This window comes from Nocardia aurantiaca (genome assembly GCF_009708175.1).
GTDB classification, from domain to species: Bacteria; Actinomycetota; Actinomycetes; order Mycobacteriales; family Mycobacteriaceae; genus Nocardia; species Nocardia aurantiaca.
The window spans coordinates 17,723-33,169 of record NZ_WMBB01000024.1 but is presented as its reverse complement, the minus strand read 5'-3'; the positions used below and the strand labels follow the sequence as shown (position 1 = coordinate 33,169).

Here is a 15,447-nt window from a genome sequence, read left to right as displayed (position 1 = left end):
TTGTTCTTCGGAGATGACTATCGGAACCCGGATCGCCGTAATCGTCTTTGGCTCTGTGGCCGGTAATGCCGTGGGCCCGCTGCCAATACGGCAGCGGGCCCACGGCAGGTAGATGCTCAGTGTGTGAAGGACGAGGCGCTCTTCGCCAGATCGAGAAGTGGCTGCGGGAAGATGCCGAGGACGAGCGTGGCCGCGGCGGTCAGGGCGGTGACGGTACTTGTCATGGTGGGGTAGACCACCGTCGGCGGGGTGGTAGGTGGGTCGGTGAAGAACATCAGGACGATCACGCGGATATAGAAGAAGGCCGCGATCGCGCTGGAGATGACACCGACAATCACCAGGGTCGCGGCGTCACCGCCCGTTGCCGCGGCGAAGACGCCGAACTTGGCGATGAAGCCACTGGTGAGCGGGATGCCGGCGAAGGACAGCAGGAACAGCGAGAAGATGGTCGCAAGCCACGGGGAGCGGCGGCCCATGCCCGCCCAGGCGGGCAGCGCCGTTGCCTCCTCACCGTTTTCGTCCCGGACCAGGCTGACCATGGCGAAAGCGCCGAGGGTGCCGAGGCCGTAGACGGCGAGGTAGAAGAGGATGGAGGAGACACCCGCTTTCGTGGCGGCCACGAGGGCGGTCAGGATGAAACCCGCGTGTGCCACCGAGGAATACGCGAGCATGCGCTTCATGTCGGACTGGGTGACGGCGAGGATCGCGCCGACGACCATGGTGGCGATGGCGACGGCCGCGAGGACCGGTCGCCAGTCATTGCGGAGATCTGGGACCGCTACGTACAGCACGCGCAGCATTGCACCGACTGCGGCAATCTTGGTGGCGGCGGCCATGAATGCGGTGATGGACGTCGGCGCGCCCTGGTAGACGTCGGGGACCCAGGACTGGAAGGGCACCGCGCCGATCTTGAAGAGCAGGCCGACGGACAGCATCGCGATGCCGAGAATTGCCAGGATGTGGGAGTTTCCGGCGTCCCGGGTCACCGCTTCGGCGATGCCTGCCAGGCGGATGGTGCCGGCGTAGCCGTACAGCAACGCCATTCCGTACAGGAAGAACGCCGACGAGAACGCGCCCAGCAGGAAGTATTTCAGCGCCGCCTCCTGTGAAAGCAGACGGCGACGACGCGAGAGCCCGCACAGCAGGTATAGCGGCAGTGACAGTACCTCCAGCGCCACGAACATGGTCAGCAGGTCGTTCGAGGCGGGAAACAGCATGAGACCGGCGAGCGCGAACATGGTGAGGGGGAAGACCTCGGTAGTCGCGACTCCGGCTTTGGCGGCGGCGATTTCGTCGAGGCTGCCGGGCGTGGCGGCCGCCTGCGGGGTGAAGGCGTCCGCCCCGCCGCGGGAGGCCGTCAGGCTCCACGTGCCGGGGCCTTCGCGGCGGACGGGCATGCGGTCGGCGCGGCGTTCGGCGATGAACAGCAGCCCGAGGATGCCCACCACGAGGATGGTTCCTTGCAGGAACAGCGAAACTCCGTCGATGGCAACGGCACCCACGACGGCGGTCTCACTCACATCGCGCAGTCCGATCACCGCGCCGAGCGCGACAGCCAGACCGCCCAGTCCGAGCACGAGTTGAATCACATAGCGGGATCGCCTCGGCGCGAACGCTTCCACGAGCACGCCCGCGACGGCGACGCCGAACACGATCAGCATCGGGGACAGGTCTCGGTATTCGATGCTGGGCGCGGGGACGGTCGCGGCGAGTCGCGTGTCAAACCCGGCGGCGAGCAGCAGACCTCCACTCATTTGTGGGCACCTCCGGTGTTCGTCTGGGCGGCCTCCGGCTGCACGGCCGGGGCCGGATTGTGCTGTCCGATGGTGGTGAGGGTGCGGGCGACCGCCGGATCGATGCGGTCCAGCGCCGGTTTGGGGTACGCGCCCAAGAACAGCAGCGCGACGATCAGCGGGATCACGACCACCATTTCGCGGGGGAGCAGGTCGTAGAGTCGCTCGTTGCCCTCTTTTACCGGGCCGGTCATCATCCGCTGGTACATCCACAGCACGTACAGCGCGGCCAGCACCAGCGCGGAGGCCGCGAAGATCGCCGCCACGGGGTAACGGGTGAATGTGCCGATCAGGACGAGGAATTCGCTGATGAACGGCGCCAGGCCGGGCAGGGAGAGGGTGGCCAGGCCGGAGATGAGGAAGGTGCCCGCCAGGACGGGCGCGACCTTCTGGACTCCGCCGAACTCGGCGATGAGGCGGGATCCCCTGCGCGACACCAGGAATCCGGCGATCAGGAACAGTGCGGCGGTGGAGATGCCATGGTTGACCATGTACAGCGTCGCGCCGGTGCCGCCCTGGGTGGTCAGCGCGAAGATGCCCAGGATGATGAAGCCGAAGTGGGAGATCGAGGTGTAAGCGATCAGGCGCATCACGTCGGTCTGGCCGATGGCCAGCAGCGCGCCGTAGATGATGCCGATCACCGCGAGCACGCTGATCAGCGGCGCGTAAGTCGATGTGGCCGAAGGGAACAGCAGCAGACAGTAGCGCAGCATGCCGAAGGTGCCGACCTTGTCGACCACCGCCATCATGAGCACCGCGCTGGCCGGCGTGGCCGCGACCGCCGCATCCGGCAGCCAGGTGTGCAGCGGCCACAGCGGCGCCTTCACTGCGAACGCGAACATGAAGCCGAGGAACAAAGCGTTCAGAACCGCCGGAGTCGCGCCGAGGTGGCCGGAGTTGGCCGCCTCCATGACCGTTCGAAAGTCGAACGTCCCACCGCCGCCGCTGCCCAGCTTCTCGCGCGCGGTGATGACGTACAGCCCGATAACCGCGGCCAGCATGATGAGTCCGCCGAACAGGTTGTACAGCAGGAACTTCACCGCCGCCCGCGACCGCTGCTGTCGCGCCGCCACATTCCCGGTCCGCGGGCCGAAGCCGCCGATGAGGAAGTACATCGGGATGAGCATGACCTCGAAGAACACGTAGAACAGCAGAATGTCCAACGCGGTGAACGAGATCAGCACCATGGACTCGACGACCAGGGTGAGTGCGACGTAGAGGTGCGCGACGCGCGGGCCGGTGCCGACCTCACGCTCGTCCTGCCATCCGGCGACCAGCAGCAGCGGCACCAGACCGGCGGTCAGCAGGACCAGAACCAGGGCGATGCCGTCCATGCCGAGGGTGTAACCCGCCCCGAAGGCCGGGATCCACTGCTGATTCTCGACGAATTGGTATTGCTCTCCACCGGTTTCGAATTGCGTGGCCAGCCAGATGCCGACGCCGAGGGGGCCCAACGAGACCAGCAGCGCGAAAGCCCGCACTCCGGTGCGCCAGCCCGCAGGGAACAGCAGCGCGAGAGCGGCTCCGACCAGGGGCATCGCCCACAGCGCGGTCAGCCAGGGAAATCCGCTCACCGTGCCCGATGATGAACTCGCAAGCTCGTTCACAGAAACCTCACCGCCAGCAGGGCGGCGACCACCAGGGCCGCGCCGGTGAACATGGACAGGGCGTAGGAGCGCACGAAACCGGTTTGCACGCGCCGGATCCGGGCAGACAGGCCGCCGATGACGGCCGCCGTGGTGTTGACCAGACCGTCGATGCCGCGGTTGTCGACGAAGACCAGTAAGCGGGTCAGATGCCGGCCGGGGCGCATGAAGGCGGCCTCGTTGGCGGCGTCGCCGTAGAGGTCGCGGCGGGCGGCCTCGACGAGGGGGCTTGCGGCGGGCGCGGTTTCGGGGATCTCGGCGCGCGCGTACTGGTCGTAGGCCACCCAGATCCCCGCCGCTACCACCGCGAGCGCGAAGAAGGTGATCGCCCAGGCGGGAATGAACGCTTCGCCGTGGTGCTCGCCGACGACCGGGGCCAGCCAGTTGGTCAGTGAGGAACCGTAGGCGAAGAGCATGCCGGAGAACACCGATCCGAACGCCAGTAGGATCATCGGTCCGGTCATGGAGGTGGGCGCCTCATGCGGGTGCACGCCCTCACGCCAGCGGCGTTCGCCGAAGAACGTGAGGATCATGACGCGGGTCATGTAGTAGGCGGTGATGCCCGCGCCGCACAGCGCGGCGAAGCCGGTGACGATGCCGCCGAACCCACCGTGCGCGAACGCCGCTTCGATGATCCGGTCTTTGGACCAGAAGCCCGCGAAGGGCGGAACACCGAGGATCGCAAGGTATCCCAGGCCGAAGGTGACATAGGTGACGGGAAGCAGCTTGCGCAGTCCGCCGTAGCGGCGCATATCGGTCTCGTCATTCATGGCGTGCATGACCGATCCCGCACCGAGGAACAGCCCGGCCTTGAAGAAGCCGTGGGTCAGCAGGTGCATGATGGCGGCCGCGTAGCCGACCGGGCCGAGCCCGGCGGCCAGGACCATGTAGCCGATCTGGCTCATGGTCGAGGCCGCGAGGGCCTTCTTGATGTCGTCCTTGGCGCAGCCGATGATGGCACCGAACAGCAAGGTGACCACGCCGACGGCCATGACCGCTGCTTGCGCGCCCGGAGCCAGATCGAAGATCGGGTTGGACCGGGCGATCAGGTAGACACCGGCGGTGACCATGGTGGCCGCGTGGATGAGCGCCGACACGGGAGTCGGACCCTCCATCGCGTCCCCGAGCCAGGACTGCAGCGGGACCTGTGCCGACTTGCCGCAGGCGCCGAGCAGCAGCAGAAGCCCGATGGCCGTGAGGGTTCCGGTGCTCGCGTGGTCAGCGGCCCCGAACACGCCCCGGAAGTCGATGGTCCCGAAGGTCGCGAACATGATCATGAGCGCGATGGCCAATCCCATGTCGCCGACCCGGTTGACCACGAACGCCTTCTTGGCGGCCGTTGCGGCGGAGGGCTTCTCGTACCAGAACCCGATCAGCAGGTAGGACGCCAGGCCGACGCCTTCCCAGCCGAGGTACAGCACCAGATAGTTGTCTGCGAGGACCAGCACCAGCATGGCGGCCAGAAACAGGTTGAGGTAGGCGAAGAACCGCCGCCGGCCCGGATCGTGGGCCATGTAGCCGACCGAGTAGATATGGATCAGCGAACCGACGCCGGTGATCAGCAGTGCGAAGCACATCGACAGCTGATCCAGTTGCAGCGCGAAGTCCACCTTCAGCCCGGTCACCGGCAGCCACTCGAATAGGTTGTAGCGCACGGCCCGTTGGGAATCCGACCGGTCCAGCATCTCGCTGAACGCCCAGGCCGCCACCCCGAACGAGGCCAGCGCCAGCGCGGTGCCCAGCAGGTGGCCCCACGTGTCACTCACCCTGCCGAACAGCAACAGGACCACGGCGCCGGCGAGCGGGAGCGCCGGCAGCAGCCACAGCATTATCTGTGCGGTATCCATGTCAGTACCGCAGCAGGCTGGCGTCGTCGACCGAGGTCGAGCGGCGGGCGCGGAAGATGCTCATGATGATGGCCAGCCCGACCACGACCTCGGCGGCGGCCACCACCATGGTGAAGAAGGCGAACACCTGGCCGTCCAGGTTGCCGTGCGTGCGGGCGAAGGTGACGAAGGCGAGATTCACCGCATTGAGCATGAGCTCGATGCACATGAACACCACGATGGCATTGCGCCGCACCAAGACTCCGGCCGCGCCGATGGTGAAGAGCAGGGCCGAGAGATACAGATAGTTGTCCGGATTCACCGCAAGCCTTCCTCGTGGGAGTCGTTGCCGTTCTCGCCGTTGTCGTTGTGGCCGTTGCCGCGCCCTTGAATGTCACCGCCATCGCCGACGGTGAGGACCGCAGCCTCAGTGTGAGCGCGGTTGCGCCGGTGCCGCAGGATGGTGCTGACCGACAGCTCCTCGAAGGAGCCGTCCGGCAGTCGCGCGGGCGCATCGACGGCATTGTGGCGGGCATACACGCCGGGCGTGGGCAGCGGCGTGACCCGCGTGCCCTGGCGGAAGCGTTCCTTCGACAGCGTCCGCTGATCGGTGCGCGGCCCGAACTTCTCGCGGTGCGCGAGCACCATGGCGCCGATGGTGGCGGTGATGAGCAGCGCGCCGGTGAGCTCGAACGCCCACACGTAGCGCACGAAGATGAGTTCGGCCAGCGCCCCGATGGTGTCGTTGCCGCCCAGGCCGGGTCCGGTCTCGGCGACGCTCTTGCCGCTCATCCCGTTCGCGATGCCGCCGATGAGCAGCATGCCGAATCCGATGCCGACCACGATGACCGCGAGCCGCTGACCGCGCAGGGTTTCGCGCAGCGATTCCGCGGAATCCACGCCGACGAGCATGAGCACGAACAGGAACAGCATCATGACCGCACCGGTGTAGACGACGATCTGCACGACGCCCAGGAACAGCGCGCTCTGTGCGATGTAGAAGGCCGACAGCGTGATCATGGTGGCGGCCAGGCACAGTGCCGAGTGCACGGCCTTGCGCGCGGACACCATGCCGAGCGCGCCCAGTACCGCGACCACGGCGAGGATCCAGAACTGCACCGCCTCACCGGTGGAGGTATGGGTGACGATCTGCTGGGCCGGTTGGGCCGTCATGTCGATCATTTCTGCGCCCCTTCCGCTCCGGCGAGTTCGCTTGCGGCGCCGGGAACTTCACCGCGGTAGTAGGAGCCCTCGTCAGCGCCGGGGTACATGGCGTGCGGCGGGGCGATCATGCCCGGCTGCATCGGCGCGAGAAGGTCCTGCTTCTCGTAGATGAGGTCGGCGCGATTGTCGTCGGCGAGCTCGTAGTCGTTGGTCATGGTCAGCGCTCGGGTCGGGCACGCCTCGATGCACAGGCCGCAGCCGATGCAGCGCAGGTAGTTGATCTGGTAGACGCGGCCGTACCGCTCACCGGGAGAGTAGCGTTCGTTCTCGGTGTTGTCGGCGCCCTCGACATAGATGGCGTCGGCCGGGCAGGCCCACGCGCAGAGTTCGCAGCCGATGCATTTCTCGAGGCCATCCGGGTGCCGATTGAGCTGGTGTCGGCCGTGATAGCGCGGCGCGGTCGGGGTCTTGACCTCGGGGTAGAGCTCGGTGTTGGGCTTCTTGAACATGGTGGACGCGGTGACCATGAAGCCACCGAGCGGTTCCAACAGACCGGGTTTCGGCGCGGCCGCCAGAGGTGCGGCGGGCATCGGCGGCACCGGGAACTCGGAGTACTCCCGGGTGGAGTCCGGGTCCGGCGCAGCCTTGGTGCGGTCGTCGCCCGCGTGTCCGGCCCGGATCACCAGCCCCAGCAGCATGGCCGCGACCACGATCCCGCCGATTACCAGGCCCGGCGTCTCGATATGGGCCCCGTTGTCCTGCAACACCTTCAGCGTGGCCACGAACATGACCCAGGCCAGTGACACCGGGATCAGCAGCTTCCAGCCCAAGTTCATGAACTGGTCGTAGCGCAGTCGGGGCAGCGTGCCGCGCAGCCAGACGAATACGAACAGGAACGTCCACACCTTGGCGATGAACCACAGCAGGGGCCACCAGCCCGAGTTCGCGCCCGCCCACAGGCTGATCGGGAACGGCGCGTGCCAGCCGCCGAAGAACAGCGTGGTGGCCAGCGCCGACACGGTGGCCATGTTGATGTACTCGGCCATCATGAACATGGCGAACTTGAGCGAGGAGTACTCGGTATGGAAGCCGCCGACAAGCTCGCCTTCGGCCTCGGGGAGGTCGAAGGGCGCGCGGTTGGTCTCACCGACCATGGACACCGCGTAGATCAGGAACGACGGCAGCAGCAGGAAGACATACCACGTTCCGTTCTGCGCCTTGACGATTCCCGAGGTTGCCATCGTGCCCGAGAGCAAGAACACCGCCGCGAAGCACAGCGCCATGGCGATCTCGTAGGAGATGACCTGCGCGGTGGAGCGCAGACCGCCGAGCAGTGGGTAGGTGGAACCCGACGCCCAGCCCGCCAGCACGATGCCGTACACACCGATCGAGGTCATAGCCAGGATGAAGAGCACGCCCACGGGCATATCGGTGAGCTGCAATGGCGTCCGGTGCCCGAACATGCTGACCTGCGGCCCGAGCGGGATCACCGCGAACGCCATCACGGCCGGGATCAGCGAGATCACCGGCGCGAGAATGAAGATCGGCTTGTCCACGATGGCCGGGACGATGTCCTCCTTGAGGAGCATCTTCACGCCGTCGGCGATGGACTGCAGACTGCCGCGCGGGCCGACCCGGTTGGGGCCGACGCGCATCTGCATGAAGGCCACGATCTTGCGTTCGGCGTACACCGCGAGCATCGGCGTCAGCAGCAGGAATATGAAGATGCCGATGGACTTGACCAGCACCAGCCACCACGGGTCGTGGCCGAACATACTCAGGGTGCTCGCGTCGGGCCCGGAGGAGGCAGCCTGCGTCACCACGGAGGGCCCCGCGAACACCCTGATCAGATCGAGTTCACTCACGGTGGTCCTCCCGTCGGATACGCACGAGGTGGCCGGGTGTGGTGCCGAGCTGCACCAGCACCTCGGAGCCGGGGGAATTCATGGGCAGCCACACCACGCGGTCGGGCATCTCGGTGATGACCAGGGGCAGGGTGATGTGACCGTGGTCGTTGCCGATCGTCACCGGATCGCCGGTGGTCGCGCCGATCTCGGCGGCGGTCTGGGCGGACAGCCGTATTACCGGGGGGCGGGCGGTGCCGGCCAGATTGGGTTCGCCGTCCTGGAGGCGTCCGCGGTCGATGAGCATGCGCCACGACGCGAGCACAGCGGTACCGGGACTGGGCTGGGCTATGGGGTGCGGACGGTGTACCGCAGCCGCGGCGGCCGGGCCGTCCCAGGTGCCCAGATCGGCCAATTCGGCTCGGGCGCTGGCCGCGTCGGGCAGGCCGAGGCGAATGCCCATGTCCGCGGCGATCGCGTCGAGTACCCGGTATTCGGGCAGCGGCGCGGCTTCGCGGCGCACGGTGGGGTCGCGCAGTGCGGCGTCGAACTGGCGGTGGCGGCCCTCCCAGGTGAGGAAGGTGCCAGTCTTCTCCATGGCCGAGGCCACCGGGAAGACCACGTCGGCGCGCTCGCTGATGTCGCTGTGGCGCAGCTCCATCGACACCACGAAGCTCGCGGCGTCGATGGCCATCAAGGCGGCATGCGGGTCGGGCAGATCGTCGACCTCGACACCGGCGATGAGGAGGGCGCCCAGCGACGGCGCGGCGGCCAGGATGGCGGAGGTGTCACGACCCGGTGCGGTGGGCAGCTCGGTCACGTTCCAGGCATCCCGAACCTGTTGGCGCGCCGCGGGATCCGCGACGGGGCGCCCTCCTGGGAGGAGAACCGGGAGAGCGCCCGCCTCGAGCGCGCCGCGCTCACCGGCGCGGCGCGGGATCCAGGCCAGGGCGGCGCCGGTCTCGTCGGCCAGGCGGGCAGCGGCGGACAGGCCGCCAGGAATGCCGCCGAGGCGTTCACCGGCCAGGATGAGCGCACCGGGCTCGCGCAGCAGATTGCAGACCTCATGCAGTCGCGCGTAGCCGGTTGCGCCGGCATCGGTTGCGCCGGTGCGGATGGACTCCAGCACGTGCGGCTCGGCACCGGGCGCGGTGAGCAGCAGGGTGCCGGACATGCGCTGCAGGCCCCGGGTCGCGTAGGGGGCCAGCGAGTAGATCGGGGTGCCGTTCTTGCGGGCCGCCTTCCGCAGCCGCAGATACACCATCGGCGATTCCTCTTCGGCCTCGAAGCCGACCAGCAACACGAACGGCGCGCGTTCGAGCGCCGCGTAGTCGACCGTGATGCCCTGTCCCGCAATGCGAGCCGCCAGGAAGTCGGCCTCCTCGGCGGAGTGATCGCGGGCGCGGAAGTCGATATCGTTGGTGTTCAACGCGACTCGCGCGAACTTGGAGTACGCGTAGGCGTCCTCGAGCGTGACGCGGCCGCCGATGAGCACTCCGGCCTTGCTCCGTGCCGACGCGAGCCCACGAGCGGCGGCATTGATCGCCTCCGACCAAGACGCGGGCTGAAGTGTGCCGTCCTTCCAGCTGCGCACCAGCGGCGTCGTGAGCCGGTCTCTCTCGGTGGCGTAGGCGAAGGCGAAACGGCCCTTGTCGCAGTTCCATTCCTCATTCACCTGCGGGTCGTCGCCGGCCAGCCGACGCATGATCTTGCCGCGGCGGTGGTCGGTGCGCTGGGCGCAGCCCGAGGCGCAGTGCTCGCACACGGCGGGGCTGGAGACCAGGTCGAAGGGACGGGCGCGGAAGCGGTAGGTGCTGCCGGTGAGCGCGCCCACCGGGCAGATCTGCACGGTGTTTCCGGAGAAGTACGAGTCCATGGGCTCCCCGGCGGCGATGCCGACCTGTTGCAGCGCACCACGATCCATCATTTCGATGAACGGGTCACCGGCCACCTGCTGTGAGAATCGGGTGCAGCGGGCACATAGCACGCAGCGTTCCCGGTCCAGCAGGATGGCCGTGGAGAGCGGGATCGGCTTCGGGTAGGTGCGCTTCTCGCCGTCGAAGCGGGATTCGGCGCGGCCGGTGGACATGGCCTGGTTCTGCAGCGGGCACTCACCGCCCTTGTCGCACACCGGGCAGTCGAGGGGATGGTTGATGAGCAGCAGCTCCATCACCCCCTCCTGGGCCTTCGCGGCGACGGGGGAGGAGAGCTGGGTGCTGATCACCATGCCGTCGGCCACGGTCTGGGTGCAGGAGGCGACTGGCTTGCGCTGCCCTTCCACCTCGACCAGGCACTGTCGGCAGGCGCCGACCGGATCGAGTAGGGGATGGTCGCAGAAGCGCGGGATCTGGGTGCCGATGAGTTCGGCGGCCCGGATCACCAGCGTGCCGGCGGGCACGGACACCGTTGTCCCGTCGATGGTGACGGTCACCATGTCGGTGGGTGTCACCCCGCCGCCGGTTGTGGAGCTCACTGTCGAGGTCATCGCGCTCCTTCAGCCCAGACGGTGGACCGGGCCGGGTCGAACGGGCAGGCGCCGAGGCGGATGTGCTCGGCGTACTCCTCGCGGAAGTACTTCAGGGAGGAGAAGATCGGGCTGGCCGCGCCGTCGCCGAGGGCGCAGAAGGATTTGCCGTTGATGTTGTCTGCGATGTCGGCCAGCTTGTCCAGGTCGGTGTCGTCGCCCTGGCCGTTCTCCAGCCGGCGCAGCAGCTGGACCAGCCAGTAGGTGCCCTCGCGGCAGGGGGTGCACTTGCCGCAGGATTCGTGAGCGTAGAACTCCGTCCAGCGCAGCACGGCGCGCACTACGCAGGTGGTGTCGTCGAAGATCTGCAGGGCTTTGGTGCCGAGCATGGAGCCCGCGGCCGAGACGCCCTCGTAGTCGAGGGCGACGTCGAGGTGCGCGTCGGTGAAAATCGGTGTGGACGAGCCGCCGGGGGTCCAGAACTTGAGGGTGTGGCCCGTGCGGATGCCGCCCGCGTATCTCAGCAACTCGCGCAAGGTGATTCCGAGGGGCGCCTCGTACTGCCCCGGTCGCGTCACGTGACCCGAGAGCGAGTACAGGGTGAAGCCCGGCGACTTCTCGGTGCCGAAGGACCGGAACCAGTCCACGCCATTGGCGATGATGGACGGCACGGACGCAATGGATTCCACATTGTTGACCACGGTCGGGCAGGCGTAGAGGCCCGCCACGGCCGGGAACGGCGGCCGCAGGCGTGGCTGACCGCGGCGGCCCTCGAGGGAGTCCAGCAGCGCGGTCTCCTCCCCGCAGATGTAGGCGCCCGCCCCGGCGTGCACGATGATCTCGAGATCGAAGCCGGAGCCCTGGATATTGCGGCCCACATAACCTGCGGCATAGGCCTGCTGGACCGCTGCCTGCAGGCGGCGCAGCACCGTCACGACCTCGCCGCGCACGTAGATGAAGGCATGCGATGCGCGAATGGCGTAGGCGGCGATGATGACGCCCTCGACGAGGGTGTGCGGGGTCGCCAGCATGAGCGGCATGTCCTTGCAGGTGCCCGGTTCCGACTCATCGGCATTGACCACCAGGTAGTGCGGTTTGGTGGTGCCGTCAGGTCCGGGGCCCTGCGGGATGAAGCCCCACTTCATGCCGGTGGGGAAGCCGGCCCCGCCGCGGCCACGCAGACCGGAGTCCTTCACCGTGGCGATGACCTCGTCCGGGTTCATCCGCAACGCCTTCGGCAGCGCACGGTACCCGCCCTGGCTGCGATAGGCGGCCAGGGTCCAGCCCTGCGGGTCCGCCCAGTGCCTCGAGAGGACGGGGGTCAGAACGGTCGTCACTGAAAACCTCCGTCGGTCGAATTCTGTTCGGCGGCACGCAGACCGGCGAGGGTGGCGGGTCCGGCGCAGCCATCGGTGGCGCCCCTTCGCTGGTCCTCGTATCCGGCGAGAATGCGGGCGGTCTCGCGGAAGGTGCACAGTGGGATGCCGCTGCGCGAACCGCTCACGGGTTCGCCGCGCCGCAGCGAATTCACCAACTGCTTGGCCGATTCCGGGGTCTGGTTGTCGAAGAACTCCCAGTTGACCATCACGACGGGGGCGTAGTCGCAGGCGGCGTTGCATTCGATGTGCTCCAGCGTCACCGCGCCATCGGCGGTCGTCTCCCCGTGCTCGATTCCCAAGTGCTGCTTCAGTTCCGCCAGGATCTGATCGCCGCCCATCACCGCACACAGCGTGTTCGTGCAGACACCGACGTGATAGTCGCCGGTCGGCGCGCGCCGATACATGGAGTAGAAGGTCGCGACCGCGGTGACCTCGGCGTCGGTCAATCCCAGCTGCTCGGCACAGAATTCGATTCCGGTGCCGGAGACATACCCCTCCACCGATTGCACCAGGTGTAAGAGGGGAAGCAATGCAGAGCGCGAGTTCGGGTACCGCCCGATGATCTCCCGCGCCTCGACCTGCAAGCGGTCGTGCACCTTCTCCGGGTACGGGATCGGCCGTGCGGTCAGGTTCAAAAGGATCTCTGTCATCGGTCGACACCACCCATCACCGGATCGATGGAGGCGACGGCCGCGATCACGTCGGCGACCAGGCCGCCCTCGCACATTGCCGCCACCGCTTGCAGATTCGTGAACGAGGGATCGCGATAGTGCACCCGGTAGGGCCGGGTGCCGCCGTCGCTGATCATGTGCACGCCCAGCTCGCCGCGCGGGGATTCCACCGCCACGTACACCTGGCCGGGCGGGACGCGCAGCCCCTCGGTCACCAGCTTGAAGTGGTGGATGAGCGCCTCCATGGAGGTGCCCATGATCTTGCCGATGTGCCGGGGCGAGTTGCCCAGCCCGTCCGGCCCGAGCTGCAGGTCGGCAGGCCATGCAATCTTCTTGTCCTCCACCATGACCGGGCCCGGCCGCAATTTGTCGAGGCACTGCTCGACGATCTTGACCGATTCCTTCATCTCGTTGACGCGGATGAGGTAGCGGCCGTAGCAGTCGCAGCCGGTGTCGACCTGAACGTCGAACTCGTAGTTCTCATAGCCGCAGTACGGCTGGGATTTACGCAGATCGTGCGGCAGGCCGGTGGAGCGCAGCACCGGGCCGGTGATCCCCAGGGCCATGCAGCCGGTCAGGTCCAGGTAGCCGACATTGCGGGTGCGGGCCTTCCAGATGGGATTCTGGTTGAGCAACAGCTCCATGTCCCGCAGGCGCTTCGGCAGCAGATCCAGGAGTTCGCGCACCTTCTGCACACCGTCGTCGGGCAGGTCCTGGGCGATGCCGCCTGGGCGGATGAAAGCGTGGTTCATGCGCAGACCGGTGATGGTCTCGAACACGTCCAGGATGAGTTCGCGTTCGCGGAAGCCGAACAGCATCGGGGTGAGCGCGCCCAGTTCCATGCCGCCGGTGGCCAGCGCCACCAGGTGCGAGGAGATGCGGTTCAGCTCCATGAGCATGACGCGAATGACGTTCGCGCGCTCCGGAATATCGTCGGTGATATCGAGCAGCTTCTCGACCGCCAGGCAGTACGCCGTCTCATTGAAGAACGGCGACAGGTAGTCCATGCGGGTGACGAAGGTGGTGCCCTGCACCCAGCTGCGGTACTCGAGGTTCTTCTCGATGCCGGTGTGCAGATAGCCGATGCCGCACCGGGCCTCGGTGACGGTCTCGCCCTCGATTTCGAGAATGAGTCGCAGCACCCCGTGGGTGGAGGGGTGCTGCGGGCCCATGTTCACGACGATGCGTTCCTCGGCGACCCCTTCCAGGGCGGCGGAGATCTCGTCCCAATCGTTGCCCACCACGGTGACCGCGCGTTCGGGTCGCTCCTCGGCGGTGCGACGGGACTTGGTGTCGATGTCGTTCATCAGCTGTACGCCCTCCGCTCGTCGGGCGGCGGGATGCGCGCGCCCTTGTATTCGACCGGGATTCCGCCGAGCGGATAGTCCTTGCGCTGCGGGTGGCCACGCCAGTCGTCGGGCATGGCGATGCGGGTCAGCGAGGGATGACCGTCGAACAGGATGCCGAAGAAGTCGTAGGTCTCCCGCTCGTGCCAGTCCACGGTGGGATAGACCGGGTACAGGGAGGGGAGGTGCGGATCGTTGTCCGGCACCGAGACTTCCAGACGCACCCGGCGGTTGTGGGTGATGGAGTTCAGGTGATACAGCGCGTGCAGTTCGCGCCCGGTGTCGTCCGGGTAGTGCGCGCCGCTGACACCCAGACACAGCTCGAAGCGCAGGGATTCGGTGTCACGCAGGGTCTTCGCCACCAGCACCAGGTGCGCGCGGCGGATGTGCAGGGTCAGTTCGCCGCGGTAGACGACGATCTTCTCCACCGCCTCGTCGAAGGTCTGCGCCAGGACCGAGCGCAGATTCGCGATGATCTCGTCGAAGACGGGACCGTAGGGCGCGGGGGTGCCGCCGGGCATGGAGACGGCGCGGACCAGCCGGCCGTAGCCGGAGGTGTCACCGGTGCCCGAGACGCCGAACATGCCCTTGCGGACGCCGATCACCTCATCGACAGGCTGGGGATTCTCGGCGGATTTCGTTGTCTCCGGGGTGTTTTCAGTGGGTTCCACGGCCGCCTCCGGGGGGCTTTCCGTGCCGGTGGGTGCATCAAAGCTCATCGCAGCAGCCCCTTCATCTGGATGGTCGGGGTGCTGGCGAGCGCGGCGCGCTCGGCCTCGCGAATCGCTTCCTCGCGGTCGACGCCGAGCGGCATCTCCTGAATCTTCTCGTGCAGCTTCAGGATCGCGTTCAACAGCATCTCCGGCCGCGGCGGGCAGCCGGGCAGGTAGATGTCGACCGGCACGATGTGGTCGACGCCCTGCACGATGGCGTAGTTGTTGAACATGCCGCCAGAGGATGCGCAGACACCCATGGCCAGCACCCATTTCGGTTCGGTCATCTGGTCGTAGACCTGGCGCAGGACCGGGGCCATCTTCTGGCTCACCCGGCCGGCCACGATCATGAGATCGGCCTGGCGCGGCGAGGCCCGGAACGCCTCCATGCCGAAGCGGGCGATATCGAATCGCCCGCCGCCGGTGGCCATCATCTCGATCGCGCAACACGCCAAGCCGAACGTCGCCGGCCACAGCGAACTCTTGCGCAGATAGCCGGCCAAATCTTCCACCGTGCTCAGCAGGAACCCGCTGGGCAGCTTCTCCTCGAGACCCATGTCGGACTACTTCTCCCGGATCGGGACACCCCGTCTCGCACGGG

The 15,447-nt window shown here is 67.2% G+C and carries 12 protein-coding genes and 1 pseudogene; all 13 read right to left on the bottom strand.

Annotated features, from left to right (window positions below; all coding sequences use genetic code 11):
• Positions 1–116: 116 nt before the first annotated feature.
• Complete coding sequence (gene nuoN, locus GLP40_RS32475) at positions 117–1,754, bottom strand: NADH-quinone oxidoreductase subunit NuoN (RefSeq protein ID WP_154791843.1); 1,638 nt, start codon at positions 1,752–1,754, stop codon at positions 117–119.
• Positions 1,751–3,367, bottom strand: coding sequence for an NADH-quinone oxidoreductase subunit M (locus tag GLP40_RS32470; protein ID WP_328290928.1), 1,617 nt, complete (start codon positions 3,365–3,367; stop codon positions 1,751–1,753). Before GLP40_RS32470 ends, nuoN begins: the two co-directional genes overlap by 4 nt.
• Positions 3,368–3,396: 29 nt before the next feature.
• A complete protein-coding gene (gene nuoL / locus GLP40_RS32465) occupies positions 3,397–5,268 on the bottom strand; it encodes an NADH-quinone oxidoreductase subunit L (protein ID WP_196054879.1) in 1,872 nt (623 codons plus the stop codon).
• 19 nt (positions 5,269–5,287) lie between these two features.
• Positions 5,288–5,587, bottom strand: coding sequence for an NADH-quinone oxidoreductase subunit NuoK (gene nuoK / locus GLP40_RS32460; protein ID WP_328290927.1), 300 nt, complete (start codon positions 5,585–5,587; stop codon positions 5,288–5,290).
• Entirely contained in the window at positions 5,584–6,438 is an 855-nt protein-coding gene (locus GLP40_RS32455; protein WP_154791850.1) for an NADH-quinone oxidoreductase subunit J, read from the bottom strand. Before GLP40_RS32455 ends, nuoK begins: the two co-directional genes overlap by 4 nt.
• A 5-nt stretch (positions 6,439–6,443) precedes the next feature.
• Positions 6,444–7,019: an NADH-quinone oxidoreductase subunit NuoI gene (gene nuoI / locus GLP40_RS34290; protein ID WP_268867210.1), complete on the bottom strand. Its 576-nt coding sequence runs from the start codon at positions 7,017–7,019 to the stop codon at positions 6,444–6,446.
• Positions 7,014–8,204 (bottom strand): annotated as a pseudogene (nuoH, locus tag GLP40_RS32450) (NADH-quinone oxidoreductase subunit NuoH); the annotation flags it as partial. The gene nuoI and the pseudogene nuoH, both read right to left, overlap by 6 nt.
• A gap of 82 nt (positions 8,205–8,286) precedes the next feature.
• Positions 8,287–10,758 (bottom strand): NADH-quinone oxidoreductase subunit G, encoded by a 2,472-nt coding sequence (locus GLP40_RS32445; RefSeq protein ID WP_154791841.1) that lies wholly within the window; start codon positions 10,756–10,758, stop codon positions 8,287–8,289.
• On the bottom strand, positions 10,755–12,074 hold the full coding sequence (nuoF, locus tag GLP40_RS32440) for an NADH-quinone oxidoreductase subunit NuoF (RefSeq protein ID WP_328290926.1): 1,320 nt from the start codon (positions 12,072–12,074) through the stop codon (positions 10,755–10,757). Before nuoF ends, GLP40_RS32445 begins: the two co-directional genes overlap by 4 nt.
• On the bottom strand, positions 12,071–12,766 hold the full coding sequence (gene nuoE, locus GLP40_RS32435; RefSeq protein ID WP_154791840.1) for an NADH-quinone oxidoreductase subunit NuoE: 696 nt from the start codon (positions 12,764–12,766) through the stop codon (positions 12,071–12,073). The genes nuoF and nuoE overlap by 4 nt, the downstream gene beginning before the upstream one ends.
• The gene (gene nuoD / locus GLP40_RS32430; RefSeq protein ID WP_154791839.1) at positions 12,763–14,094 is read right to left on the bottom strand and encodes an NADH dehydrogenase (quinone) subunit D; all 1,332 of its coding nucleotides are present in this window, start codon (positions 14,092–14,094) and stop codon (positions 12,763–12,765) included. The genes nuoE and nuoD overlap by 4 nt, the downstream gene beginning before the upstream one ends.
• Entirely contained in the window at positions 14,094–14,852 is a 759-nt protein-coding gene (locus GLP40_RS32425; protein WP_154791838.1) for an NADH-quinone oxidoreductase subunit C, read from the bottom strand. Before GLP40_RS32425 ends, nuoD begins: the two co-directional genes overlap by 1 nt.
• The gene (locus GLP40_RS32420; RefSeq protein ID WP_154791837.1) at positions 14,849–15,403 is read right to left on the bottom strand and encodes a NuoB/complex I 20 kDa subunit family protein; all 555 of its coding nucleotides are present in this window, start codon (positions 15,401–15,403) and stop codon (positions 14,849–14,851) included. Before GLP40_RS32420 ends, GLP40_RS32425 begins: the two co-directional genes overlap by 4 nt.
• Between the last annotated feature and the right edge of the window lie 44 nt (positions 15,404–15,447).

Coding starts and splice junctions, on each gene's coding strand:
- GLP40_RS32425 (WP_154791838.1), bottom strand. CDS start 14,852: ATGAGCTTTGATGCACCCACCGGCACGGAAAGCCCCCCGGAGGCGGCC.
- GLP40_RS32445 (WP_154791841.1), bottom strand. CDS start 10,758: ATGACCTCGACAGTGAGCTCCACAACCGGCGGCGGGGTGACACCCACC.
- nuoL (WP_196054879.1), bottom strand. CDS start 5,268: ATGCTGTGGCTGCTGCCGGCGCTCCCGCTCGCCGGCGCCGTGGTCCTG.
- nuoI (WP_268867210.1), bottom strand. CDS start 7,019: ATGCCCGCCGCACCTCTGGCGGCCGCGCCGAAACCCGGTCTGTTGGAA.
- GLP40_RS32455 (WP_154791850.1), bottom strand. CDS start 6,438: ATGACGGCCCAACCGGCCCAGCAGATCGTCACCCATACCTCCACCGGT.
- nuoE (WP_154791840.1), bottom strand. CDS start 12,766: ATGACAGAGATCCTTTTGAACCTGACCGCACGGCCGATCCCGTACCCG.
- nuoD (WP_154791839.1), bottom strand. CDS start 14,094: ATGAACGACATCGACACCAAGTCCCGTCGCACCGCCGAGGAGCGACCC.
- nuoN (WP_154791843.1), bottom strand. CDS start 1,754: ATGAGTGGAGGTCTGCTGCTCGCCGCCGGGTTTGACACGCGACTCGCC.
- GLP40_RS32420 (WP_154791837.1), bottom strand. CDS start 15,403: ATGGGTCTCGAGGAGAAGCTGCCCAGCGGGTTCCTGCTGAGCACGGTG.